Source organism: Agaribacterium sp. ZY112, assembly GCF_041346925.1.
Classification (GTDB): domain Bacteria; phylum Pseudomonadota; class Gammaproteobacteria; order Pseudomonadales; family Cellvibrionaceae; genus Agaribacterium.
The window spans coordinates 1,589,049-1,612,128 of record NZ_CP166840.1; the positions used below are offsets into that span (position 1 = coordinate 1,589,049).

At 47.3% G+C, this 23,080-nt stretch carries 21 protein-coding genes; 9 read left to right on the forward strand and 12 right to left on the reverse strand.

The window, feature by feature from the left end; all coding sequences use genetic code 11:
* Positions 1-8: 8 nt before the first annotated feature.
* The 9 genes from AB1S55_RS06990 to AB1S55_RS07030 all read right to left on the reverse strand — a co-directional run bounded on the left by AB1S55_RS06990 (position 9) and on the right by AB1S55_RS07030 (position 10,238).
* The gene (locus tag AB1S55_RS06990; RefSeq protein ID WP_370981086.1) at positions 9-686 is read right to left on the reverse strand and encodes a deoxynucleoside kinase; all 678 of its coding nucleotides are present in this window, start codon (positions 684-686) and stop codon (positions 9-11) included.
* Complete coding sequence (folK, locus tag AB1S55_RS06995) at positions 683-1,183, reverse strand: 2-amino-4-hydroxy-6-hydroxymethyldihydropteridine diphosphokinase (protein ID WP_370981087.1); 501 nt, start codon at positions 1,181-1,183, stop codon at positions 683-685. The genes AB1S55_RS06990 and folK overlap by 4 nt, the downstream gene beginning before the upstream one ends.
* A complete protein-coding gene (gene pcnB / locus AB1S55_RS07000) occupies positions 1,176-2,531 on the reverse strand; it encodes a polynucleotide adenylyltransferase PcnB (RefSeq protein WP_370981088.1) in 1,356 nt (451 codons plus the stop codon). Before pcnB ends, folK begins: the two co-directional genes overlap by 8 nt.
* Positions 2,532-3,354: 823 nt before the next feature.
* A complete protein-coding gene (locus AB1S55_RS07005) occupies positions 3,355-4,743 on the reverse strand; it encodes a sigma-54-dependent transcriptional regulator (RefSeq protein WP_370981089.1) in 1,389 nt (462 codons plus the stop codon).
* A gap of 119 nt (positions 4,744-4,862) precedes the next feature.
* A complete protein-coding gene (locus AB1S55_RS07010) occupies positions 4,863-7,847 on the reverse strand; it encodes an ATP-binding protein (protein ID WP_370981090.1) in 2,985 nt (994 codons plus the stop codon).
* 220 nt (positions 7,848-8,067) lie between these two features.
* Positions 8,068-8,961, reverse strand: a complete 894-nt coding sequence (gluQRS, locus tag AB1S55_RS07015) for a tRNA glutamyl-Q(34) synthetase GluQRS (RefSeq protein ID WP_370981091.1) — start codon at positions 8,959-8,961, stop codon at positions 8,068-8,070.
* A 55-nt stretch (positions 8,962-9,016) separates the two neighbouring features.
* Positions 9,017-9,451, reverse strand: a complete 435-nt coding sequence (gene dksA / locus AB1S55_RS07020; RefSeq protein WP_370981092.1) for an RNA polymerase-binding protein DksA — start codon at positions 9,449-9,451, stop codon at positions 9,017-9,019.
* A gap of 180 nt (positions 9,452-9,631) precedes the next feature.
* Entirely contained in the window at positions 9,632-9,943 is a 312-nt protein-coding gene (locus AB1S55_RS07025; RefSeq protein ID WP_370981093.1) for a Rieske (2Fe-2S) protein, read from the reverse strand.
* A gap of 19 nt (positions 9,944-9,962) precedes the next feature.
* Entirely contained in the window at positions 9,963-10,238 is a 276-nt protein-coding gene (locus tag AB1S55_RS07030) for a TfoX/Sxy family protein (protein WP_370981094.1), read from the reverse strand.
* Positions 10,239-10,358: 120 nt separating this feature from the next.
* Between AB1S55_RS07030 and AB1S55_RS07035 the strand changes: the two genes are divergently transcribed.
* Genes AB1S55_RS07035 through AB1S55_RS07045 form a run of 3 tightly spaced genes read left to right on the forward strand, consistent with a single transcriptional unit; the run spans position 10,359 to position 12,508 of the window.
* Positions 10,359-11,045 (forward strand): M15 family metallopeptidase, encoded by a 687-nt coding sequence (locus tag AB1S55_RS07035; protein ID WP_370981095.1) that lies wholly within the window; start codon positions 10,359-10,361, stop codon positions 11,043-11,045.
* Positions 11,039-11,758, forward strand: coding sequence for an HAD family hydrolase (locus tag AB1S55_RS07040; RefSeq protein WP_370981096.1), 720 nt, complete (start codon positions 11,039-11,041; stop codon positions 11,756-11,758). The genes AB1S55_RS07035 and AB1S55_RS07040 overlap by 7 nt, the downstream gene beginning before the upstream one ends.
* A gap of 3 nt (positions 11,759-11,761) precedes the next feature.
* Complete coding sequence (locus AB1S55_RS07045) at positions 11,762-12,508, forward strand: hypothetical protein (RefSeq protein ID WP_370981097.1); 747 nt, start codon at positions 11,762-11,764, stop codon at positions 12,506-12,508.
* 69 nt (positions 12,509-12,577) lie between these two features.
* On the opposite strand, the gene ppa is transcribed toward AB1S55_RS07045, so the two are convergent.
* Positions 12,578-13,111: an inorganic diphosphatase gene (ppa, locus tag AB1S55_RS07050; RefSeq protein WP_370981098.1), complete on the reverse strand. Its 534-nt coding sequence runs from the start codon at positions 13,109-13,111 to the stop codon at positions 12,578-12,580.
* A gap of 265 nt (positions 13,112-13,376) precedes the next feature.
* The gene (locus tag AB1S55_RS07055) at positions 13,377-13,628 is read right to left on the reverse strand and encodes a DUF6316 family protein (protein WP_370981099.1); all 252 of its coding nucleotides are present in this window, start codon (positions 13,626-13,628) and stop codon (positions 13,377-13,379) included.
* Positions 13,629-14,037: 409 nt separating this feature from the next.
* Here AB1S55_RS07055 and mpl point away from each other — a divergent pair, with 409 nt between their 5' ends.
* From mpl to AB1S55_RS07070, 3 genes are all read left to right on the forward strand, one after another.
* Positions 14,038-15,489, forward strand: coding sequence for a UDP-N-acetylmuramate:L-alanyl-gamma-D-glutamyl-meso-diaminopimelate ligase (gene mpl, locus AB1S55_RS07060; RefSeq protein WP_370981100.1), 1,452 nt, complete (start codon positions 14,038-14,040; stop codon positions 15,487-15,489).
* Positions 15,482-16,087, forward strand: coding sequence for a flavin prenyltransferase UbiX (locus AB1S55_RS07065; protein ID WP_370981101.1), 606 nt, complete (start codon positions 15,482-15,484; stop codon positions 16,085-16,087). Before mpl ends, AB1S55_RS07065 begins: the two co-directional genes overlap by 8 nt.
* A gap of 158 nt (positions 16,088-16,245) precedes the next feature.
* Complete coding sequence (locus tag AB1S55_RS07070) at positions 16,246-18,810, forward strand: RND family transporter (protein ID WP_370981102.1); 2,565 nt, start codon at positions 16,246-16,248, stop codon at positions 18,808-18,810.
* A 173-nt stretch (positions 18,811-18,983) separates the two neighbouring features.
* On the opposite strand, the gene AB1S55_RS07075 is transcribed toward AB1S55_RS07070, so the two are convergent.
* The gene (locus tag AB1S55_RS07075; RefSeq protein ID WP_370981103.1) at positions 18,984-19,382 is read right to left on the reverse strand and encodes a VanZ family protein; all 399 of its coding nucleotides are present in this window, start codon (positions 19,380-19,382) and stop codon (positions 18,984-18,986) included.
* Between the two features lie 299 nt (positions 19,383-19,681).
* On the opposite strand from AB1S55_RS07075, the gene AB1S55_RS07080 reads away from it, so the two are divergent.
* From AB1S55_RS07080 to AB1S55_RS07090, 3 genes are read left to right on the forward strand one after another with little or no spacing between them, the layout of a single operon-like run.
* Complete coding sequence (locus AB1S55_RS07080) at positions 19,682-20,524, forward strand: RimK/LysX family protein (protein ID WP_370981104.1); 843 nt, start codon at positions 19,682-19,684, stop codon at positions 20,522-20,524.
* Positions 20,511-22,028, forward strand: coding sequence for an inactive transglutaminase family protein (locus AB1S55_RS07085; RefSeq protein WP_370981105.1), 1,518 nt, complete (start codon positions 20,511-20,513; stop codon positions 22,026-22,028). Before AB1S55_RS07080 ends, AB1S55_RS07085 begins: the two co-directional genes overlap by 14 nt.
* Positions 22,028-22,996, forward strand: a complete 969-nt coding sequence (locus AB1S55_RS07090) for an alpha-L-glutamate ligase-like protein (protein WP_370981106.1) — start codon at positions 22,028-22,030, stop codon at positions 22,994-22,996. Before AB1S55_RS07085 ends, AB1S55_RS07090 begins: the two co-directional genes overlap by 1 nt.
* The last annotated feature ends 84 nt before the right edge of the window (positions 22,997-23,080 follow it).

The window sequence follows — 23,080 nt, forward strand, 5'->3', positions numbered from 1 at the left end:
TCTCGCAGTTAAAACATGGCCGACTTTGGGTTGTAGTAGTGGCGGCCCGAGCGAATATTCAACATATATTGGACTAGGTCTTGGTAGTCCTGCTCGTTGTTTGTCCAGTCTATTTCGGTTGCATTAATGATTAGCAAAGGGCTTTGATCATAAAAATGGAAAAAGCGTGCATAGGCATCATTTAATGCGTTGAGGTAGTCGTTGCTAATTTTTTGTTCATTGGCAGCACCACGGCTTTCAATACGGCTCTGTAACACATCTATAGGTGCTTGAAGGTAGATAACTAAATCGGGTATCGGCGCTTCAATGTGCATTTGTTTATGCACTTGTTGATAGAGTTCGTGCTCGTCTTTATCTAGGGTGATCTCGGCAAAGAGAGGGTCCTTATCGATGAGGAAGTCGGCAACATGGGCGCTCTCAAACAGCTCGCCACGGTGCAGCTCATTGAGCTGCTGTACTCGCTGAAACAAAAAAAACAGTTGGGTAGGTAGGGCGCTATTGCTTTCATTATTGTAAAAGCGCTCTAAAAATGGGTTGTCCTCGACTTGTTCCAGTAAGGTTTCATAGTTTAGTGTTTCAGCTAGGCGTTTGGCGAGTGAGGTTTTGCCAACACCAATACAGCCTTCGATAGCGATATAGGGGCGTTTTTGGTTTGTTAGCTCATCCGTGTTGGGGCTGTCACTCACTCGCTTTCCTCACTTGCCTTTAATTGCCAAAGGCCGCCATCAGAAAGCTGGGAAGCCAAGGTTTCTATACGGCCTAAACCCTCAATTTCAAGCTCTGGGTTTAGCTCGCGCCAAGGCCATAATACAAAATTTCGTTCAGCAATTCTTGGGTGCGGCAGCATTAATTCTGCTTGGTTGCTGTTGCGCCCTTCGAACCAAAGTAGGTCTAGGTCTAGGGTGCGAGCCCCCCAGCGAATAATGCGCTTGCGCCCGCAGTCGGCTTCGATCTTGTGAAAGCAAGCCAATAGATCTTCTGCACTGAGTTCGGTCTGTAATTCAGCTACGCCGTTAACGTAGTCGGGTTGTTCGCCTGGGCCTACGGCGGTGCTGCCGTACCAAGACGAGCGCCGAAGAAACTGAATATCGGGGTTTTGTTTGAGTTGCTCTATGGCATACTGCAATTGCTCAAGGGGCTGGTTTAAGTTCGCACCTAGCCCACAGTAGGCAAGTTTAGTCATGTTGAGGCTTATTGGTTTTGCGTCGGCGTGTGCGTGGCTTGCGTCGTTTTCGAGGTGTGCCACTGTTTTTGGCTTGTTCTAATAGAGCTTGGCGCTGTTCTTCATTGCCAAATTGGAATTCCGTCCACCACTGGCCGAGTTGAGCTAGATCTTCGCCGCTTTGCTCACGCAATAAAACAAAGTCGTAAGCGGCGCGAAAGCGCGGGTGCTCAAGTAAGCTTGTTGCGCGGCGTTCATCGCGCTTTGGAAGGCGTAATTGTAAAGTCCAAATTTCACGCATGGGTATCAAGAAACGCTTCGGAATAGCCGTTCGTTGCAGCTGTTCAGAGATGACACCGGTCGCGGCACGGTTCATCAGCTCTTGTTCTCCGCCTCGGTGTTGGGTGCGCATGGCTTCCATTTGTTCTTGTAGTTGAGGCCATAAGAATGCTGCGTAGATAAATGCTGGAGTGACACGTTTGTTTTGAGCAAGGCGTTGATCTGTATTCGCTGCTGCGCAGCGCAAGAGTTTTTGAGCCTGTTCATTGTTGCCACAGAGTACCTTGGAGGCAGCAGGGAATAAGTGTTCCAGAAGGTGGAAGTTATGTAACTCTTCAAGAATCCTTTCAGCTTTGCCACTTAAAAAGAGTTTTAGAACCTCTTCAAATAGGCGTGCGGAAGGAATTTCTAGCAGGTAATTACTGTGTTCTCTAATTGGCTGCTCAGTTGCTTCGTCGAGTTCGAATCCGAGTTTGCTCTTAAAGCGTATGGCCCGCAACATGCGCACTGGATCTTCTTTATAGCGAGCATCTGGATCGCCAATGATGCTCAGCTTTCGCTGCTGCAAGTCTTCAAGGCCGTTGCAGTAATCGATAATGCTTTCGCTGCTTGGGTCGTAATACAGAGCGTTGATGCTGAAATCTCGACGAAAAGCGTCGGAGCGTAAATCCCCATAGACGTTGTCGCGTAATAATATGCCTTTATCGCTTTGTACGGCATGGCGCTTGCCCGCTGCGTCATCGTGCGAGCCGCGAAAGGTGGTGACTTCAAGGACTTCTCGGCCCATGCGCACATGTACAATTTTAAAGCGGCGGCCAATAATGCGGGCGCGTTTAAAGACGTGTTGCACTTGTTCGGGCGTGGCATTGGTTGCTACATCGAAGTCTTTTGGGTGGCCACCGAGTAAGGTGTCTCTTACGCCGCCGCCAACTAAGTATGCTTCCCAGCCGGCCTCTTGTAGCTGTTCGATCACTCGCAAAGCATTGTAGCTGAGGTCTCGTTTCTTAATGCCGTGAATATCCACACCGATTAGACGGGGTTCTGTGGCAGCGTTGTCTGAGCGAAATAAGTTTTTTAATTTTCTAAGCATAGGCAGTGTAACGAGGGGCCATCCTAGTTGGTAGGGCTCGTGAATTGGCGGATTCTACCACAGCTTGAGCGGAGGCGGCATTTGAGTGTCGTTAACAGTGTTTGAGGTCGGAAACGAAAACGGGAAAGCATAGGCTTTCCCGTCGAATTCGGTTTTTATTCTTATTTAAAGATATTCAACATCCATGTCCGATATAGCTGCTTTTTCAAGCCTGACCTTTCCAAAGGTTCGCAAGTCGGTTCTACGTCGTTTTTTGTTCTTTATTGTTATTTTTAGTTGTTAATCAGTTTTCTATATTTTTATTATTTATTGTTGTTATGTCAGTTATTTGTCTTTTTTATTATTTATTGTTGTTATGTAAGTAGTTTGTCTTTTCTTATTATTGTTTATTGTTCTTATTAGCTATGTTGTCTTTTGTTTTTATTCTTTATTGTTTTTATTATGTCGCTAATAAGAGCATGTGGCGTGCCAATATATAAAAAGCCAATTAAAACAACTGGTTAGCTTGTTTGGGGGCTGTTCTTATTCCCTTTTGGAATGGTGGGTCGTTACCATATGTGCCGAGGTTTGTTACTGGGGCTACACAGGGGTAACACGAAGGGTAGGCTTCGGATTTAGAGTGAGAGTCGCTAATTGTAAGGACTTTCAGCTGGTTCTGATGTTTGGACTGCTTATTGGAGGGCTTGCTTTGGGAAAAGTTCACTCAGTATGAGAAAAAGCTTGAGCACTAGGGTAGCAAGTATGAGCCTCCCACCACTTCATTTGGGTGAGAAGCTTGATAATTGGCTACTTTAAGCTTGTATAGGAGGTTAAGAGGGGGGGCTTAAGCCTTTTTACCTTGTGTTGGTTTTTGGCGGGGGATGCCTAGGCGCTGGCGTCGTTCCCATAAGCACTTGCGGCTAACACCTAACTTTTTCGCAAGTTCGGTTTCACTCATGTGATCTTGATGTTCAAGCACAAAACGCTGGAAATAGTCTTCAAGGCTTAAGTCTTCATGGGCTTCAGCCGTTGGCGCTGGATTGGCGTTTGTTTCACTAGCGCCTGAATCAACGCGCACAAGTTCGTGCTCAATAGCTAGCTGGGTGTGATCGATGGCCTTTTCGTTGTCACAGAGAATGACAGAGCGTTGCATCGCATTTTCAAGCTCGCGGATGTTACCGGGCCAAGGGTAGGTGGTAATGGCTTGAATAGCTTCAGGCGTGAGGCTTAAAGGCGGTCTAAGCATTTCGGTACAGAAGCGTTTAATAAAAGTTTCAGCAAGTAACAAGATGTCTTTGCCGCGCTCGCGTAGCGGCGGTAAGCGCAGCTGTACAACGTTGATGCGGAAATATAAGTCTTCGCGGAACTTGCCTTCTCTAGCTAGGGTTGCGAGGTCGCGATGGGTGGCGGCGACGAGCCTAACATCTACTTTGTGGCTTTCGGTGGAGCCTATAGGCCTGACTTCGCCTTCTTGTAGTACTCGCAGCAAGCGAGCTTGCGCTTCAAGAGGTAGTTCGCCAATCTCATCTAAGAACAGTGTACCTCCATCTGCTGCAGCGACTAAGCCTTCTCGGTTTGATGCGGCCCCTGTAAAGGCTCCTTTTTCATGGCCAAAGAGTTCGGCCTCGATCAGGGTTTCAGGGATTGCTGCGCAGTTAACGCTGATTAGTGCTTTGTCTTTGCGTGGGCTTTCACTGTGGATGGCATTGGCAACGAGTTCTTTACCTGTGCCCGTTTCACCCAAGACTAATACTGTTGCAGAGGTTGGAGCGACTTTGTGAATTTTGCCGTAGACCTCGCGCATGATGGCGCTGCTGCCAATCATTCCCTCGATGGGAGTGTCTTTTTCTTCTGCTGGTCTGCGGTTTGCTGCTGCAGCTGACTTGATGCTTTTGCCTAATACACGTTTAACCGCAGCAATCATCTCTTCGTGATCAAAGGGTTTGGCGACATAATCAACCGCGCCCATACGCATAGAGTCTACGGCTGAGCGTAGGCTGGCGTAGCTGGTCATGATAAGGACGGGTACATCACCGGCCAGTTTAATTAGGTCTGTACCGGGAGCGCCAGGCAGGCGTAGATCACTGATAATAAGGTCAAAGGTATCTATTTTTTGCTTGGTCGCTTCTGCGACTGAGCCGGTTTCCACGACTTCATATTTATTGCGACTTAATAGTTTGCGTAGTGCGGTACGAATGATGACTTCGTCTTCAACAATTAAAATCTTGCTCATAGTCGTGTTACCTAGATCTCCTCATTAACAACTCACGCATTTAGCTTATCGCTAGCGGAGGCGGTATCTGCAAGCCAAATTGACCTGCAGCGGGAGTTTATTATTAGGCCCAAAGGGCTTTAGTTAGATGTGCTAGTGTTACTTAGGGTCTCAGTAGATGCAAGAGCGCTGGGCAAATTTATCACAAACTTTGTGCCTTTCTGTAACACCCTATCTGTAGGGCTTATGATTTCCATTTGTCCTCCGTGGTCTTCAATAATGCTGTAGACCATAGCAAGGCCAAGGCCTGTGCCTTCTCCAGGCTCTTTGGTGGTAAAAAAGGGCTCTAAGATACGACCCTGTATCTCTGCAGGAATACCTGGACCTTCATCAATAACCGCAAACTGAACATCCTTATCGATACGATCAACAACAACACTGACCTTGGTGCCCTCGGGGCAGGCGTCGCGTGCATTGCCAAGTAGATTAACAAACACTTGTATAAGGCGCTGGCTGTCACCGCTAACTCGAACGTATTCGGGCACATCGTTTACAAACTGCATTTGAGCTTTTTCTTTTTGTAAGGCAATTAGATTGATGCCTTCTTGGGCGCAGTCTCGAAGGTTTACGGCTTCTAGTTCACTGCCTCGATTGTGGCCAGCGTGGCTAAAGCTGACTAGTGAGTGAACAATGCGGCTGACTCGCTTGGTCTGGCTTAGAATTTGGTCAGCGGTTTCTAGGATCTCTGGATCATCGGTTTCGTATTTTAAGATTTGAGCAAGGCTGTCGATGCCAGTGACCGGATTGCCGATTTCATGGGCTACTCCTGCCGCAAGACGGCCGACGGAGGCTAGGCGTTCACTGTGCAGTAGTTCGTTTTCGAGCATTTGTAGTTCGGTAACATCTTCGAGCAATATGACTTGTCCATCGACTTGGTGCTCAAGAGATGATGGGATGCTGGCCTTATGTAAGTTGAGCCAGCGCTCGCTATCGGCAATTTCAATAAGCTGTTTGTGCTGGTGGTTTTCACTTAAGTCAGCAAAAGACGCCAGTAGGGGCCCCCAGGGTTCTAATACATCATCTAAGCGTGAACCTCTAACCTGCTCGCTGGCAATGCCGCTTAGGTTTTGCATAGCATGATTCCACATAAGGACTTCGCGGTCTTTGCCGACGCTGAGGCCGGCCATGGGTAGCTTTTCTAAGGTGCGTCGGTGGTACAGGCGCAAGCTATCTAGCTCTGCAGTAAGTCCGCTTAAGTGGTCGCGATAGTGGTGTAGGCGTTCTTCGATCAGGTTAATATCGGTTGCCCCTTCAACTTCGGGTACGCGCAATGGAATCAGGGTATCCATAATTTCGGTGGCCAGAGAGATGCCTAATAAGCCGCTGAGGTTGGCTTCAATTTCATCTCTAAGGCGGCGCAGTGCATAAGGGCGTCTTTCATTGGGGTTGAGCCCCAATTCGCCTAGAGCTCGGTGGACTTCAATGCGGGCGGTGTTTTGGCCAATACGCTCACTGAGCCGTTCAACCATCTCTTCTGGGTCGCGAATATCCAGCACCATTCTTACTGGGTGGCTGAGCTCATCTTCAGAGCAGAGTTCGGCTGAGTAGCGCTCTTCATTACTTTGTTTTGTGAGCAACGAAATAATGACAAAGCTGCCGACATTCAGTGCTGTTGACCACAGGGCGATATCGCTCCAGGCACTCATGCCTATAGTGATACTTAAGTCAGCAAAGCCGAGAGCAAACGTGTGTTCACCGATGTAAATAGGCAGCAATAGACCTGCGGCCCATATGCCCATGCCCAGGCCTAGGCCAGTCAATAAACCTTGGCGGTTTGCGCCTGCCCAATGGGTAACGCAGATAATACCGGGCAATAATTGCAGGGCTGCGATAAAGGCCATGAGTGCAAGGTCACTTAAGCTGTAGCGGTGTTCAAGTGCGCTATAAAAAACATAAGCTAGGGCAATAATGGCCAGAACTAAGCCGCGACGAATGGTAACGATCTGGCCGTAGAGTTCACTTTTGGAGCTGAGTGAGGCTGCAGGCAAAATCCACTGATTCATCACCATCGTAGATATGGCTAGGCAGATCGAGACAATCGCTCCAGTAGCGGCACTTAAGCCTGCGACAAAACTGATGATGGTGAAGGTAGGGCTTTCGGCTAGTAGCGGCACTGCGAGTGAGTAGTACTCGCTTGGAATGCTACTGCCAAATTGCTGCCCGGCCCAGAGGATGGGGAAGATGGGTAATGCCATTAACAGCATAAAGAGTGGGAAGGCCCACGTCACGGTGTACGTTGAGTGGCGTAAGGGATTTTCAACCACGGCCATGTGGAAAATGTGAGGCATGGCTACGGCAGTTGAAAGGAAGATCAGTAGCAGGGTATGGCTTTCTGAGTTCTTTAATGGTGCGTAGAGCTCATCGAGCTTTTCTGGGTTTTCCACCAGCCATTGGTCGAGGCCGCTCACACCACCAAAGACGGCATAGAGGCAAAAACCACCAACGGCAAGCATGCCAAATAACTTAACGACGGATTCAAAAGCCATTGCTGTAATTAGGCCTTTATGGTGTTCTCTGTTAGCGCCAAATACCAATGCAAAACAAGCGATCACAATACAATAAACCAAGGCTAGGGCATCGCGAGTATCAAAGCTGTCGAGGCCGCGTTCAATATCGTGGCTGCTGCTGGTCAGTAGTACGATGGTGTCGGCAACCGCTTGAATCTGCAGGCTTAAAAGTGGCAGTACAGATAGGAGCATGCAGAGCGTCACTAAGCCGCCGACTTCGTGGCTGTGGTAGCGAAAGGTTAGCAAGTCGGCCATCGAGGTGATTTGAAAGCGCCGAGCCAGTTCGATCAGGGGTTTGAGAGCGACAGGAGCAAATAGAAAAAGCATGCCTGTGCCCATGTAATACGCTAAGGCGCCGTAGCCAAAGTCATCAGCAAACTCGATAACACCGTAATAGCTCACCGCACTCGCAAAGATACCCAGTGAGAGGATGTACATCACTGGGTGTGAGGCAACCTTGCTTGGGATAATGTTTCGTTCTGTCGCCCAAGCAATAGAAAATAGGATGCTGAGGTAAATAAGACAGATTAAGGCAACGTCAAAAAAACTAAAGCTCATGCTTTTTCACCAGTGAGCGCTGCACAAAGTAGGCAATAATAATAATGGCCAGCCAAATGATATACGGGCGATACCATCCCCCCGTGGTGCTAAGTAACCAGCTGAATAGGCTGGGGGAGAAGATAAATAGCAGAAGAAGAATAAGCAGTAGTGGGCTTTGGCGCATGAGCAAGAGCGAGTTGTTAAGGGTGCTCTAGTGTAGCTTAAAGTGCAGTAATACTCAGCTTAGATCTGAGAGTAGAAGCTCGCGGCAGTCATCAAGGTTAAGCTGGGGCCAGCGCTCGGTCGCCCATGTTAATAGTGCTCTAAGCTCTCTGGGGGCTGAGTGGGTATCCATGCCAAGCGCTCGGCAAGCTCGCTTTACATTTTCAAGTGCCTCTGTGTTGTTAAGTGCAGGTGCGTGGTTTTGCTTGCTGAGTTTTTGCCCTGCTGAGCTGCTTATGACAGGGATGTGTAAATAGTTGGGTGTTGATGCGCCAAATAGTGTCATCAGAGCCACTTGCTTGCAGGTGGTTTCTAGGAGATCACTACCGCGGACCACATGGGTGATACCTTGATGGCTATCGTCACAGCTTACCGCTAGCTGATAGGCAAATAAGCCATCTTTGCGATGAATAATAAAGTCACCACTCTGGGCTAGGTCTTCCTTTTGTAAGCCTTGGGCTCGGTCTTGAAAGCTAAAAAGGCTTTGCCTGCTAAAGGCGAGATCGCAGTTTAGGCGAGTGGCAGCGGGGGTATTTACTGGCAGTGTTCTAAGGCGGCAGTGTCCGTCATAGCAGCCGGTTAGCTCTTTAAGGCGCTTGCGGTTGCAGTTACAACGGTAACTTAGGCCTTGTTCTTTGAGGTTTTGTAACTGCTGTTGATATCTGTGCTGGTGTTGGCTTTGGTAGCTGTGGCTCTCGTCCCAATCGAGACCGTGTTGCTTGAGGCTGTCGATGATTAATAGGTCGGCGCCAGCTTGCTCGCGAGGAGGGTCAATATCTTCTATGCGCAGTAGCCATTGGCCCTGGTGGGCTCGAGCATCTAGCCACGAGGCAAGTGCACAAACGAGGGAGCCAAAGTGTAGGGGGCCGGATGGAGATGGAGCGAAGCGGCCGCGATAAGCGCAGGGCATAAGCTGAAAGGGTAACTAGAAGCACTTCAGTTGTTGGCTGAAGTGCTTGCAGGTCTTAACCGAGGATCTGCTTTTCTTTGATCTCGTCCAGAGTCTTACAGTCCACGCATAGGGTCGCTGTTGGGCGAGCTTCTAGGCGGCGAATGCCTATCTCTACACCACAGGCGTCACAATAACCGTAATCTTCAGTTTCGAGCAGCTCTAAGGTTTTGTCGATCTTTTTAATGAGTTTGCGCTCGCGGTCACGAGTGCGAAGCTCAAGACTGAACTCTTCTTCTTGACTAGCTCTATCAGCTGGATCAGGAAAGTTGGCTGCTTCGTCTTTCATATGCGTAACAGTGCGATCAACCTCTTCCATTAGTTCACGTCGCCAAGCCATTAATAGGGCTCGGAAATGAACTTTTTGTTCGGGGTTCATATACTCTTCGCCGTCTTTTTCCTCGTAAGGAGTGAAGTCGCGAAGTGCGAAGCTATTATTTGCGTCAGGCATTGGATGGCCCTTCTTGTTTATGATCCATATTAAACAGCGCCGAAATGACGATTGTTCGTCGCTTTTCAACGTCTTCTGCAGGCCTTTTAAGAGGCGGCTGTCAGAAAGGGGGAGCACGCTACCAGATATGTTTAGCTAGTGCTAGTGATTTCTAGCTCGTGCGTACTCTAGCTTATCAGTTTAGTCGCTCAAATCTACATATACTTGCTGCTTCTGTATTATTAGTGGGTATTTTTGCAATTTTGCATTGCTACATGGGCCCGCTACGCACAGTCCGTTATCTATACGAAACAGTGCACCGTGAGAGGCACATTGAATAAGCTCTTCGTCGTAGTCTAAGAATTGCTCATTGTCCCAGTCGAGTCGAATACCTCGGTGTGGGCAGCTGTTCTTGTAGGCGTGCCAATGGTCAGCCTCGCTGACAAGAAAAAGGGCCAGTCCATCAAGGTCAAACGCGAGGCTGCGTTTTTGTGTCTGCTGGAGCGTGTCCAATGAGCATAAATGCTTGATCTTAGCTTACCTCAGCTAATTGCTCGGCTTCTTTGACAAGTTGGTCTTTGAGTTCGGGGCTTAAATCGTTCCAGTGAACATTCATTAAGGCGCCTTGCAGTGCATAAAGCATGACCTTGCTTACATGAATGCCGCGTCGTTTGATTCTGCAGTAGGCTTCTACTGCTCCCATTTTGTTGAGGTCATCGAGACTGTTGATGCCTATGGCTCGAAGTATGTTTACAGAGGCCATACCGAGGTTTTTAAGCTCGAGTAGTTCGCTGTGCTCAGCCGTCATTATCCTTTCTCCCACGTACTTATTATTATTGGCGTCATGGTGGTATTGTTGCTATTCCATCTTCGCGTTAAATACCGCGATTGAACAATAATACATAGATCTACAAACGGCGCAATTATTTTGAATTGCTTATATCTTACTCAGACTCATCTGATGGGCTTGTCGCAGCAGGGCTTGGTCTTGCGTAACGGTCAATACTTAGCTTCAGACGTGTGGCCGGCTCTCGAAAAAGTTCAATTGGCAGCAGCTCAACACGGCTTTGACTTACGTTTAGCCAGCGCATATCGCAGCTTTGATAGGCAGTTACTTATTTGGAATGCTAAAGCTCAGGGCTTAAGGCCCGTGTTTGATGAGAGCGGTCAAGCTCTTACAATTGCGGATTTATCTCCTGAAGAGCTACTGCACGCGATTTTACGCTGGTCGGCTTTGCCAGGCGCCTCACGCCATCACTGGGGTACGGATTTTGATATCTATGATGCCGCAGCGCTGGAGCCTGGGCAGGGCTTTGAGTTGCTGGGCTCAGAGTGTGAGCCCGGAGGGCTTTTTGGCGAATTCTACCAGTGCTTAGATGCACTGCTACGTGAGCATCCGTGTTTCTATCGCCCTTATGCTGAGGATCAGGGAGGGGTGTCCCCTGAGCCGTGGCACTTAAGTTATCAGCCTTTGGCACAACAGTGTTTTGAAGGGTTTGAGCCTCAAGCCCTTAAGAAGCTAATAGAAAATACCGACATTGCTCTTAAGCAGCCCCTATTAAAGCATTTTGATGAGCTTATTGAGCGCTATTTTATGAGAGTTAGCCTATGTTGATTATCTTCGACTGCGATGGCGTCTTGGTTGATAGTGAGCAGTTAGCCGCTAAGGTGTTTAGTGATACCTTGGCCGATTACCAGTTTTGTTTGAGTGCGGATGAGTGTTTATCTCGTTTTAAGGGGTGGACGCTAGAGGCCTGTTATCAATGGCTTGTACCTCAATTTGGAGGCGCTTTACCCGATGGTTTTGATGAAGCGATTAAAGCCAATACACGCGAGGTGTTTGCTCGTGAGTTAAAGGCTGTTAACGATGTTGAGTCTGTTTTACAGCAGCTTCAAAAGCGCAATCGCAGTTTCTGTGTGGCTTCTAATGGCGGTTTAAAAAAGATAGATAATTCCTTATCGGTCTGTGGTTTGGCACAGTACTTTCCTGTTCCAGTGCGCTTTTCTGCAGAGCAAGTCAGTCAGGGCAAGCCATCACCTGAGTTATTTTTAAAAGCAGCAGAGGCTATTGGTGTCCCGCCTCGTTTTTGTTGGGTGGTTGAAGATAGTTTAGCGGGCTGTCAGGCGGCCAAAGCAGCGGCTATGAATTTAGTCTTCTTTAATGAAACCGCAGAGCCCACACCTCAAGCTGTAGTCGATCTGAGGCCTGTTAAAGTTGTTCACTCTATGCTTGAGTTGCGTTCGTTTTTCGAGTCTAAGCCAGCGGCCTTCTATACTGAAAGGCAGTTAGAAGGTGAGCTTATAAATATAGATGCCCAAGAGAGTTAAATAATGTCTGATGCCGTTTATGACCTAGTGTTTAGTGGGCAGCTTGCTCGCGGTGCAGAGCTTGCTGAAGCTAAGCGAAATATTGCCCAGTTATTTAAGATTGCAGATGCGAAAGTTGAGCAGCTTTTTTCTGGTAAAGAAGTTGTACTGAAAAAAGGCATTAGCTTTGATGTTGCAACGAAATATCGCGTTGCCATTAAGCGAGCCGGTTGTCTTGTTGAGTTGAGAGAGCAGCAAGTTGTGAAGCCTGCTGCAAAAGCCGTGTTTAATGTGCCAGCAGCAGAGCCCGAGAGTGCTTCGAAGGCTCACGTAGCTCAAGCCAGTGCCGCTAGTACTTCCGCCCCTATGTCTGAAGCTTCACCTGCGTCATCATTCAGTTCGTCGGTTTCGACAGTTCCAGAGGTCGAAAGCTTCGATTTAGCTCCTGCCGGTGAGGCCCTGTTAAAAGAGAGTGAAAAACGCTCTGTAGAGCCTGTGCTCGTTGACACCAGTAGCTTGAGTGTCAAAGCTGGAGGCGATTTACTTGAGGCGGATGAAAAAACAGTGTTTGTCGAGCGCGAAGTCAGCTTGCAGGCTTCATTGGCCCCTGTGGGAGAGCAGCTTTTGCAAGAGTCTGAGCGTGAACATATTGAGCCGCTAGAGGTCGACGTGAGTACTTTAGATTTGGCAGAAGTTGGTGTGGATTTGGGGCAAGAAACTGAAAAGAAAGAAGAGAAAGTACCTGATATAAGCCATCTTCATTTGGAATAGTAAGCTTAATATGTAAAAAAACCGGGCTGAGCCCGGTTTTCTAATTTGCAGTCACTTAAGTTGTGTGGCTTAAGATTCTGCTTCGAAGTTTGCTATAGAATCTTCGATTTCTTTTTTGGCTGCAGCTGCATCATCCCAGCCTTCAATTTTTACCCACTTGCCTTCTTCTAAGTCTTTGTAGTGCTCAAAGAAGTGTGTGATCTGTTTAAGTGAGATAGGAGGTAGGTCTGCTGCTTCTTTAATGCCGTCAAAGAAGGGGGTTACTTTACTTACTGGAACCGCTAGGATTTTTGCGTCTTCACCACCGTCATCAGTCATTTTTAGGATACCAATTGGGCGACAAGGAACGACTGAGCCAGCTTGCAGAGGGCTGGTCATAAAGACCAATACGTCAACCGGATCACCATCACCACAAAGGGTGTTAGGCACATAACCATAGTTGCAAGGGTAGCGCATAGAAGTGCCGAGGATACGGTCAACAAATAAGGCACCGCTGTCTTTATCTATTTCGTATTTGATCGGCTCGCCACCCATAGGGATTTCGATAATAACATTGACTTCTTCTGGGGCTTTTTTGCCAGTAGGAACCAGGTGCAGGCTCATAAACTTTTCCTATAGAAAATAGTTGGTTACTTCAGTGCTCAAGGCAATTGAGCGGGGGAATTAAAGCCGAGAATTGTAACACAGGCCATAACAATTGCAGTGTTCATCAGTTGTTACAGTGAGTTATTTTGCTTAACGAAGAGCGCGGCCCGTTGAGTGCAGTCTTAAATGCACTAACTTGATGTGCGAGGCGTGCTACAACCATGGCCGCTGTTTGTTTCTTTACGAGCTACTTAACTGAGCTTGTTGCGAGTGTTTATGCAACTTACTGGAAGTTTGAAGTTGCCCATAAACCGTGTATTGCTGTTTGCCCAGCGCTCGCTGGGCTACCTCCTTGTTCTAGGTGCTCTAGGTAGAGCTCTATACCCTTTAAGGCGCTTGAGCGGCCAGGGTAGGGGCCAATAGTGTTGCCTTCTCTGGTGTAAAAGAAGTACTCATCTGCAACGCTGAATATACGGTCGGCGCGAAAGTAGGTACGCTCGTTTACTTCGCCTTTTCTCAGTTCCATTGTGGTCATAATTCATCCTAGAGTTTACTACCTACTTAAATCTTCCGTGGGTAAGCATATGTGTTTGTCGTGTTCAAGCTTTGAGCGTTTAATATTTTATTCTGGCGCCTTTGTCCTCGGAGATAGATGAGCCGCTTGTTGGGCCCGCTACTAAGATCGAGACTGCTTGAGCATGCAATTATGTGATCTATGTCTCGTTTTGCAAGTTTTTTGGTTATAAAAAAAACAAATAAGATGGTTTTTGAGCATTTAGTATTAGTTTTGTTTCTCTTTCTTATTTCATTTCTGGGCTTGAGCGACTTATTAACTCGCTGTGCTAGGGGGCGGCCCTAATCTACTGAAGCCCTTAGGTGAAAATGCTAAGCTAGGCCTCTTTCTTGGCTTCTTTGAAGCATCAAACCTGAATTGTAGGAAAACAGTGAAGCAGCATATTCATATTGTTGGTATTTGCGGTACCTTTATGGGCTCGCTTGCGCTTTTGGCAAAAGAGGCTGGTTATAAAGTTAGTGGTTGTGATTTGGGCGTTTATCCGCCGATGAGCACCCAGCTAGAAGAGGCTGGTATTGAGCTAATAGACGGGTTTTCAGAGCAGCAAGTGGCGCTTAAGCCCGACCTTTGGGTAATTGGTAATGTCGTAAGCCGAGGCAATGAGCTGATGGAAGCCATCTTAAATAGTGGTTTACCTTATACCAGCGGCCCTCAGTGGCTTGCCGATCATGTTTTACAGGGTCGTTGGGTATTGGCGGTAGCGGGGACTCACGGTAAAACCACAACTTCATCGATGTTGGCGTGGATACTCGAATACGCGGGGTTTGAGCCTGGCTTTTTAATTGGCGGGGTACCTGAGAATTTTGGTCTATCAGCGCGTTTAGGTAAGAGCGACTTTTTTGTTATTGAGGCCGATGAATACGATACTGCATTTTTTGATAAGCGCAGTAAGTTTGTGCACTATCGACCTCAGACTCTTATTCTTAATAATCTCGAATTTGATCACGCAGATATCTTTGATTCACTAAAGGATATTCAAAAGCAGTTCCATCATTTGGTGCGCACGGTTAGCGGCCAAGGCTTATTGATTTCGCCAAAAGCAGATAAGGCCCTAAATGACGTTTTAGCAATGGGGGCTTGGACCCAGTGTCAGCATAGTGGCATGGCAGAAGCCTGTGAGGAAAATGCAGCAGCCCAGCACTTGAGTGAGCCGACGGCTTGGCAATACCGTTTATTGGATAAGGTGAGTAACAGTGCAGAGATCTTGTTCGAAGGGCAAAGCGTTGCGAGCTTAACTTGGCATTTAAGCGGTGAGCATAATTTGCAGAATGCCCTGCACGCCGTTGCTGCTGCGCGCCATATTGGCATTGCACCTGCGTTGGCCTGTGAAGCTTTATCTTCGTTTAAAAACGTGAAGCGGCGTATGCAATTGCTTGCTGAGGTGGGGGGGTGTCGGGTCTATGATGATTTTGCCCACCACCCAACGGCGATCAAATTCACTCTGGAAGGTTTACGGCGAAAGGTTGGCGGGGAGTCTATCTTAGCCGTTATTGAACCGCGCTCAAATACAATGAAATTGGGTGTACATGCCGAGGCTTTAGGTGAGGCGAGCCAAGAAGCTGATGACTGTTTTTGGTTTGACGATGCTTCTATGCCTTGGTCTTTAGCCGATAAAGTCTCACGTGAGGATGGTAGTGCCGTAATTTTTAGTGAGCATGACGTTCTCATCGATGCCTGTTTAACTAAGGCGGCTAAGGGCCAGCCTTTACATATAGTGGTGATGAGCAACGGTGGCTTTGCTGGTGTGCCAAGGCGTATTGCTGATGCTATTACAGAGGCTATGCAGCTAAGTGAGAATATAAAGGGGTGCGGAAATGAGTAGGCAAAAAGTTTGTTTGGCGATGAGTGGCGCTTCAGGGGCTCAATATGGTTTGCGTTTATTGCAAGCCCTGATGGCGGCCGACTGTGAAGTCGCCTTGCTTATCTCTGATGCCGCCAAAGTGGTGATTAATACAGAAACAGACCTGAGCCTTGCGGATACGCTTGAAGCCCAGCAAGCTCAACTGGAAGTCTATAGCTCTGCTAAGGCTGGCCAGTTAACGTTGTATGCGCGCGATGATTGGTTTGCCCCTGTCGCTTCGGGATCGTCTGCCCCCCGAGCTATGGTGATTTGCCCTGCTAGTGGCGGCACGTTATCGGCGATTGCATGTGGAGCTAGCAATAACCTTATTGAGCGAGCTGCCGATGTGGCTTTAAAGGAGCGCAGGCAGTTGATTGTTGTACCAAGAGAGGCGCCTTATTCGACGGTGCACTTGCGCAATATGCTCACCTTAAGTGAGTTAGGTGCGGTTGTGCTGCCGGCTAGCCCCGGTTTTTATCAGTGCCCCCAGAGTATTGAAGCCTTAGTCGACTTTGTTGTAGCGCGCATCTTGGATCAATTAGGTTTGGATCAGGATTTATTGCCTCGCTGGGGGGAGTAAGGCCGTATTTAGCGGCTGTGGTTACAAGCTGTTACATTTTATTAGCGTGTATAAGTGAAATCGCATGGCGCTTTGGCTCGAAAATTCCTAAAATGGCGCACTTTCTAAAGGCTCAAATGGAGTATTTGAGTTTTGGATATAGCCAATGATTGGACACCATGACCAAAGACCTGAGTACTTATCTCTCCCGGCTCTATTTTCGAGCTGTTCTGGACTACCCAAAAATCGTTTTGTTAACGCTGTTAGTGTTAGCTGTGTTTTTGGCCTCAGGTCTGCCTAACTTTAAATTAGATGCCTCTGCTGATTCCCTTACTTTAGAGCAAGATAGCGATTTAGATTTCTTTCGTGAAACAAGGCGAAGCTTTGATAGTGGTGATTTTCTTGTTGTTACTTTTAAGCCTAAAAACGAACTCTTTTCAAAGGCATCACTAGCCACTTTAGCTCAGCTGCAAGATGATTTAAAACAGGTTGAAGGTGTTGAAAGCATTAATAGCATCTTAAATGTGCCTCTTTTATATAGCCCCAAACAGAGTTTAACGGAGCTTGCTGCTAGCCCTCGTACTCTTGCTACGGTGGAGGTTGATTTTAAAGATGCGCGTGCCGAATTTTGGTATAGCCCGATCTATAAAAAACTAATCTTAGGCCCAGACGGTAAAACCACAGCCTTGCAGCTCAATTTGAAAGTTGATCACGAGCTCATTGCCCTTGTTCGAGAGCGTGACGCGCTGCTGCAACAGCGCTCAGAAAGCCCAGATTGGTCGTCTGAACAGACAGCCCGTTTGTTGGAGGTTGAGCAGCAATATTTACAGTTGCGCACCGAGGCAGATCTGATATCGCGTAAGCGCGTGCAGCAGGTGCGTGAAATCGTTTTGAGTTATCAAGATCAAGCGCAAATATTTGTGGGTGGTGTGGCGATGATCGCTGCCGACATGATCAGCTTTATTCAGAGTGATTTACTGGTCTTTGGCATAGCCGTTGTTTTGTTTATGGTGTTGGTATTAGCGCTTATCTTTCGCAGTGCCAAATTTGTATTTATTCCAATGCTGTGTTGTTTAACCGCTGTATTGATGATGCTGGGTTATGTGAGTTGGTTAGATTGGCGTTTAACAGTGATTAGCTCGAACTTCGTTGCTCTTTTATTGATTATCTCGCTGTCGATTATTATCCATTTAGTGGTGCGCTATCGGGAGCTAGAGGCTCAACACCCGTCGTGGTCAACACGCTCGTTAGTTAAAACCACGCTTATTTTTATGGCTCGACCTTGTTTTTATACCGCTATTACTACAATCGTGGCTTTTGCTTCACTAGTGGTCAGTGGCATTCGGCCGGTAATCGACTTTGGCTGGATGATGACCTTAGGTTTAGCGGTTGCTTTAACCTTGGCGTTTTTGATCTTGCCTTCGGCGCTGGTGCTTCTGCCTTCAAAATCGGAACGTAAAGCAAGTACTGCACAGGGTAAACCCTATACCGAATATGCAGCAGCTTTAGTGGAACGTTTTGGGAGCCGTATTACCCTGTCGTTTATTGCTCTGTTTTTGCTTGCCTTATGGGGGGCTAAACAGCTGCAGGTAGAAAATCGTTTTGTTGATTATTTTCACGAGAGTACCGAAATATACAAAGGCCTCACCGTGATAGATAACCAACTTGGCGGCACCATTAGTCTGGATATTATTATCAATCAGCCCGAGCAAAGTTCGTTTTTGGATGAGCAGCAGCTAAGTTTTGCCGGTGATGAATTTGGTGGTGATTTTGATGATGAGTTTTCTGACGATGGTTTTGCTGATGAGGGTTTTGATGAGCTTTCCGACGATGACCCGTTTTCTGAAGCGAGTGATAATGCCGTTAGTTATTGGATGACGGTAGGAGGCTTAAAGCAGATTGAATGGCTGCATCAGTACCTTGAGCAACAGCCTGAAATTGGCAAAGTGCAAAGCTTAGCCACCTTGTATGAGGTAGGGCGTGATATTAATGGCAGTTTGAATGACTTTGAATTGGCCTTAATGCAAAAGGCCCTTAGCAAAGATGTACGCGATGTATTGATTTCTCCTTATCTATCTGATGATGGCAAGCAAGCAAGAATTACTCTGCGAGTGATTGATACTTTCCCAGACCTCTCTCGTTCAGAGTTGGTTCAGCGAATTCAGACACACATCGAAGAGGAGGCTCCTTTTGTCGCGAGTGAAAGCCGCATGACCGGTTTATTGGTGCTTTATAACAATATGTTGCAGAGTTTGTTTAACTCACAAATACTCACTTTGGGAGTTGTCTTTTTAGCTATTTATTTAATGCTGGCTATTTTGTTTAAATCTCTGGTGGTAGCTACGATTGCGATCATTCCTAATATTTTTGCCGCTTTTTATGTGCTTGGTGGTATGGGTTTATTGGCTATTCCGTTAGATATGATGACCATTACCGTGGCGGCTATCACGGTTGGTATCGGTGTCGATCATACAATTCATTATATTCACCGTTTTCGCGCAGAATTGCGTCGCGATGGTGATGTAGTGGCAGCAATGCATCGCTCTCACGCCTCCATCGGCCGGGCAATGTATTACACGGCGGTGATCATTATTTTTGGCTTTGGCATTATGGCGCTGAGTCGTTTTATCCCAACGATTTATTTTGGTTTACTGACGGGCTTTGCAATGTTTGTTTCCCTGCTCGGCTCATTGTTGTTACTGCCTAGATTATTAATGATGCCGATCTTTAGGCGCTTTCTTTAAGTATTTTTTCAAAGTAAGTGCGTGTTTAGCTCATGCTTTTGGCTGTTGGCGCTTGAGTTTTTTAATGGGCCTACCGGTGGGAACTAGGTTTGTTCAGAGGGGGGAAGCAGGGGCTACTAACTAAGCCCTTTTTATTCTCCAAGTCTAGGCTGAGCATATCGAAGAGGTAGCGCTTAGGCGCACTTCTTGTTGGATAAGTGACTAAAGTAATAATCTAATGCGGTGCAGACCAATAAGGCCACAAAAGCACCGGCGGCATTGGCTCCCAGATCACTCCACGAGGGGCTGCGGCTTCCTAAGCCTTGCATTAATTCCATAAACCCTGAAAAGGCAATCGTAAAAGCCAGCCAAAACAAACGGCTTGGTTTGGCGTCAAAGGCAAGCCAGAGTGAGCAAAATAAGAGAAAGTTACCCACACCATGCAGCAGGGCGTCATTAAGGCTTACCGTTTCTTGTAGGCTCCGCGAGGGCAGTAGTAGCAGTACACAGTAGATGAGGGTGGCGATAACAAGCTGAGCACGTCGGATAAACTTGATTGCTGGCCTGTGAAAAAAAGCGAGTTTGGTTTGCATGTAAAAAAATCTGTGGCTCGGCAGAGTCGATATGATACAAGCCTAGTGTGTTGTATATTCTCTTATCACTGAGGCGGGCTGTTTAAGGCAATGAGCAGTCTTTATAAGCCTTGAAGGTGGCAATTGCAATCGCAGATGCCAAAAAGCCTTGAGCCTTACTCTCTCTTTGGCGCTTCTCAAATGGGGAACTGAGTCTAGCTTTATTGTCTTTTTGGTGCCGACTAGGCCTAGTTTCATTGCACTGTGCTTCGTGATTCGGTAAAACAGGGCCCTCTCTTATTGGCGTGTTTATTTGGTGTATGTCTTTGTTGCTAATCTCTGGCACTTATCGTTATAGGTCTTTTCTCGTTTGGGGCTTTTTGCTTGGGCTTGCTGCGTGCTCTTGGCCAAGCGTCAAAGAGGTGCATGAGCCTGAGCCCCTTAAATCGAGCGCTGAGCTTGAACCTGAGTTGAGTGCAGAGATATTGGCTCTAAAGCAGGGGCAGCTAGAACTTAATCAGCTTATTACCGAGTTAGCCCTTAACCTTGAGTCTTTAAATAGCAGCAAGCAGCTCTCCAATCAGGCTGATGCTGAAAGTGCCGTCACTGAACCCAGCGCAAGCGTGGAAGTAGATACTGAGCTTGAGTTTTCAAAGCTGGTTTTGGGGCGCAGTGAGTGGTTGTGGTTAAGCGGTGCTAGGCGTTATTTCCCTGCTCAGCTGGATACGGCCTCAGAGCTTAGCCTCTTATGTGTTGATAATTTGACCTCCTTTGAACGCAATGGCGAGCCTTGGTTGCGCTTTGACTTAGAGTTCGATCAGAAAGTTAGTAGTATTGAGTTGGCCCAGTTTGGCTCAGTTAAATACAAGCACTTGGGATTTAGCAAAAAGAAAAAAGTCCCCGTCGTGCTTATTCCGGTTGAACTGGCTGATGTCCAAGAGAATATTAAGTTCATGTTGGTATCAGCTAAAGATAAAGCCTCTCATGTTGTGCTAGGGCGCAACTTTCTAACCGACATCGCTGTGGTTGATGTTGCGCAAAAACATGTGCTTAAACGTAAACCAGCCTATCTCACTCTTGAGGCTCAGGCCTTGCAAGAGAACAGCTTGAGGGAGCAGTCCAAGCAAGAGGCAGCCCAGAGTATCTCGAATGAAGCACAATAAAACGGCTCTTTATTTACTTGTTTTGTTATTGGTGCTTGTTGGGCTTGCGCTTACTTGGCAGCGTCACAATGTTTATCAGGTGCCTTGGTTGCCAGGCGAAAAACAACAAGTGTGGTCTGTTGAAGCCAAGCTTGAATTTTTAGGTTCTGGTGAGCCCGCCTTGGTGTCCTTGGCACTGCCTGATTCTCAGCGTGGCAAAGAGTTGTTGAGTGAATATACCGCCAGCCCAGGTTATGGCTTGGCCTTTGTTTTACGTGAAGGCGTACGCCGTGCTGAATGGTCTATCAGTCGCGCAGAAGGCCCTCAAACACTGTATTACCGCGCTGAATTTACCAGCGACAACAAACTTAAATTAGCCCAGTCTAAGCCCGCTTTAGTTGCCAGTCCTCTGCTTAGTCACTCGGGGCCACAAAGTTCAGCTGCTCGGCAGCTTTTAAGCCAAGCAAGCTTGCGTTCTGCCGATGAGCGGACCTTAGTTAGAGAGCTTGTACGTGAATTTAACGCCGAGGAGCAAGCGGTTGCTTTATTAAGTGATACCGCGCCTCGTGAGCAGTGGCTACAAGCCCTGTTGATGGATGCGACGGTTGCTACGCGAATTATTTCGGTTTTAACTCTAGAAGATGGTCGGCGTCGCTCGCAGCTAAGCCCGTATTTACAAGTTTTTGTCAGTGACAGCGACTACTTTCTTGTTGACCCTTATTCTGGTTTACCAGCAGACGAAGATCACTTGTTGATGTGGGAATATCGTTCAGCGCCTTTACTTGATGTTGAAGGTGGACGTTATTCGCGAGTTTCTTTCTCTGTGATTGAGAATAAGTTAGCCGTTCGAGATATTGTGGCTCAACGCCATCAGAGTATTGCGAGTTTGCACGATTTTTCGATTCACCAGTTGCCTCTTTCAGAGCAGGCTTTGTTTAAAGGTATTTTGTTAGTCCCTATTGGGGTTTTACTTGTTTGCCTTTTACGTATTGTTATCGGCATTAAGACAGCCGGTACCTTTATGCCGGTATTAATTGCGATAGCCTTTATACAAACAAGCTTACTCACTGGCCTAGTTGGTTTTGTTTTAATTGTCGGCGTAGGCTTATTAATCCGAGGCTATTTAAGCCAGCTAAATTTACTTTTGGTCGCGCGGATATCAACGGTCATTATTGCCGTAATTATTTTAATCGCCGTGCTTGCGGTTATCAGTTACCAACTTGGTTGGAGTGAAGGTTTAAAAATAAGCTTTTTCCCTATGGTTATTCTTAGTTGGACGATCGAACGCATGTCGATTTTGTGGGAAGAAGAAGGTGGTAGAGAGGTCCTACTTCAGGTGTCGGGCTCTTTATTTACGGCTGTTTTGGCTTACCTTTTGATGACCAATCACTATGTGCAGCACTTAACCTTTAACTTTCTTGGCCTGCAGTTAGTACTTATGGCAGTGGTGTTATTATTGGGCAGTTATACCGGTTATCGAGTGTTGGAGCTGCATCGTTTTTATGCCCTTGTGAAGCGTAAATAATGGGCTTTTTTTTGTGGGACCGCTGGCATCAGTTAAAAGGCATGGGCGTGCTGGGTATGAACCGGCGCAACCACCATTATATAGGCCGTTATAACGATCGTTCACTCTACCCTTTAGTGGATAACAAGTTAAACACTAAGCAGCTGGCTCTAGAATTTGGAGTGAGCACGCCGAAGTTGATTGCGGTGGTTGATAATCAGCACGATGTTCCTCGTGTTGGAATCATTCTGGGCAAGCATAAAGGCTTTTGCATCAAGCCTGCTAAAGGCTCTGGTGGCAAAGGTATCTTAGTTATTACCGAAAGTCGTTTAGCGGATGATGGGCAGCAATTGCAGTTTTGTAAGCCTAGCGGTGAATGGGTTGGCTTGGCTTATGTGCAAAGGCACATTTCCAATATCTTGGCGGGGCTCTTTTCTTTAGGGGGGGCCACCGATGTCGCTATGGTTGAGACTTTGTTAGTACCTAATAAAGAGCTTGCTGCATTTAGCTTTCAGGGGGTGCCGGATATTCGAGTGATTGTGTTCCGGGGGATTCCGGTGATGGCGATGATGCGCTTGGCTTGCGCGGCGTCACATGGTAAAGCTAATCTGCATCAAGGCGCGATTGGTGTCGGTCTTGATATTCACAGTGGTGAAGCGGTGCATGCGGTGCAAAATGATCATCGTATAGAGCTTCATCCCGATACGGACATCGAGCTAAACTCTTTGTTTGTACCCCATTGGGATGAGCTCTTAGAGCTCTCTATGGCCTGCCAAGAAATCAGCGGCTTGGGCTATTTGGGGGTGGATTTAGTCATTGATCAACATGAAGGCCCCACCTTGTTGGAATTGAATGCACGTCCTGGCCTGTCTATACAAATTGCTAATAATGCTGGGCTTATCCCCCGCCTAAGCGCAATTGAATCCCTAAACAAACCAGAATTGATGAGCCGTGAAGCCAAGCTGGCTTATGCGCGAGAGCACTTTTAAAGGCCCGTTTATAGCAGCGTGGGCCTGAATAAGAGCACGCTTTGGGCTTTATCCATTTAGCCCCTGTGCCGTTCGTCAAGGGCA

Excerpts from the sequence above, each read along its gene's own strand:
- folK (WP_370981087.1), bottom strand. The coding sequence starts at position 1,183 with ATGACTAAACTTGCCTACTGTGGGCTAGGTGCGAACTTAAACCAGCCC.
- pcnB (WP_370981088.1), bottom strand. The coding sequence starts at position 2,531 with ATGCTTAGAAAATTAAAAAACTTATTTCGCTCAGACAACGCTGCCACA.
- AB1S55_RS07005 (WP_370981089.1), bottom strand. The coding sequence starts at position 4,743 with ATGAGCAAGATTTTAATTGTTGAAGACGAAGTCATCATTCGTACCGCA.
- AB1S55_RS07010 (WP_370981090.1), bottom strand. The coding sequence starts at position 7,847 with ATGAGCTTTAGTTTTTTTGACGTTGCCTTAATCTGTCTTATTTACCTC.
- gluQRS (WP_370981091.1), bottom strand. The coding sequence starts at position 8,961 with ATGCCCTGCGCTTATCGCGGCCGCTTCGCTCCATCTCCATCCGGCCCC.
- dksA (WP_370981092.1), bottom strand. The coding sequence starts at position 9,451 with ATGCCTGACGCAAATAATAGCTTCGCACTTCGCGACTTCACTCCTTAC.
- AB1S55_RS07030 (WP_370981094.1), bottom strand. The coding sequence starts at position 10,238 with ATGACGGCTGAGCACAGCGAACTACTCGAGCTTAAAAACCTCGGTATG.
- AB1S55_RS07040 (WP_370981096.1), top strand. The coding sequence starts at position 11,039 with ATGTTGATTATCTTCGACTGCGATGGCGTCTTGGTTGATAGTGAGCAG.
- AB1S55_RS07045 (WP_370981097.1), top strand. The coding sequence starts at position 11,762 with ATGTCTGATGCCGTTTATGACCTAGTGTTTAGTGGGCAGCTTGCTCGC.
- ppa (WP_370981098.1), bottom strand. The coding sequence starts at position 13,111 with ATGAGCCTGCACCTGGTTCCTACTGGCAAAAAAGCCCCAGAAGAAGTC.
- AB1S55_RS07055 (WP_370981099.1), bottom strand. The coding sequence starts at position 13,628 with ATGACCACAATGGAACTGAGAAAAGGCGAAGTAAACGAGCGTACCTAC.
- AB1S55_RS07065 (WP_370981101.1), top strand. The coding sequence starts at position 15,482 with ATGAGTAGGCAAAAAGTTTGTTTGGCGATGAGTGGCGCTTCAGGGGCT.
- AB1S55_RS07070 (WP_370981102.1), top strand. The coding sequence starts at position 16,246 with ATGACCAAAGACCTGAGTACTTATCTCTCCCGGCTCTATTTTCGAGCT.
- AB1S55_RS07075 (WP_370981103.1), bottom strand. The coding sequence starts at position 19,382 with ATGCAAACCAAACTCGCTTTTTTTCACAGGCCAGCAATCAAGTTTATC.
- AB1S55_RS07080 (WP_370981104.1), top strand. The coding sequence starts at position 19,682 with ATGTCTTTGTTGCTAATCTCTGGCACTTATCGTTATAGGTCTTTTCTC.
- AB1S55_RS07085 (WP_370981105.1), top strand. The coding sequence starts at position 20,511 with ATGAAGCACAATAAAACGGCTCTTTATTTACTTGTTTTGTTATTGGTG.
- AB1S55_RS07090 (WP_370981106.1), top strand. The coding sequence starts at position 22,028 with ATGGGCTTTTTTTTGTGGGACCGCTGGCATCAGTTAAAAGGCATGGGC.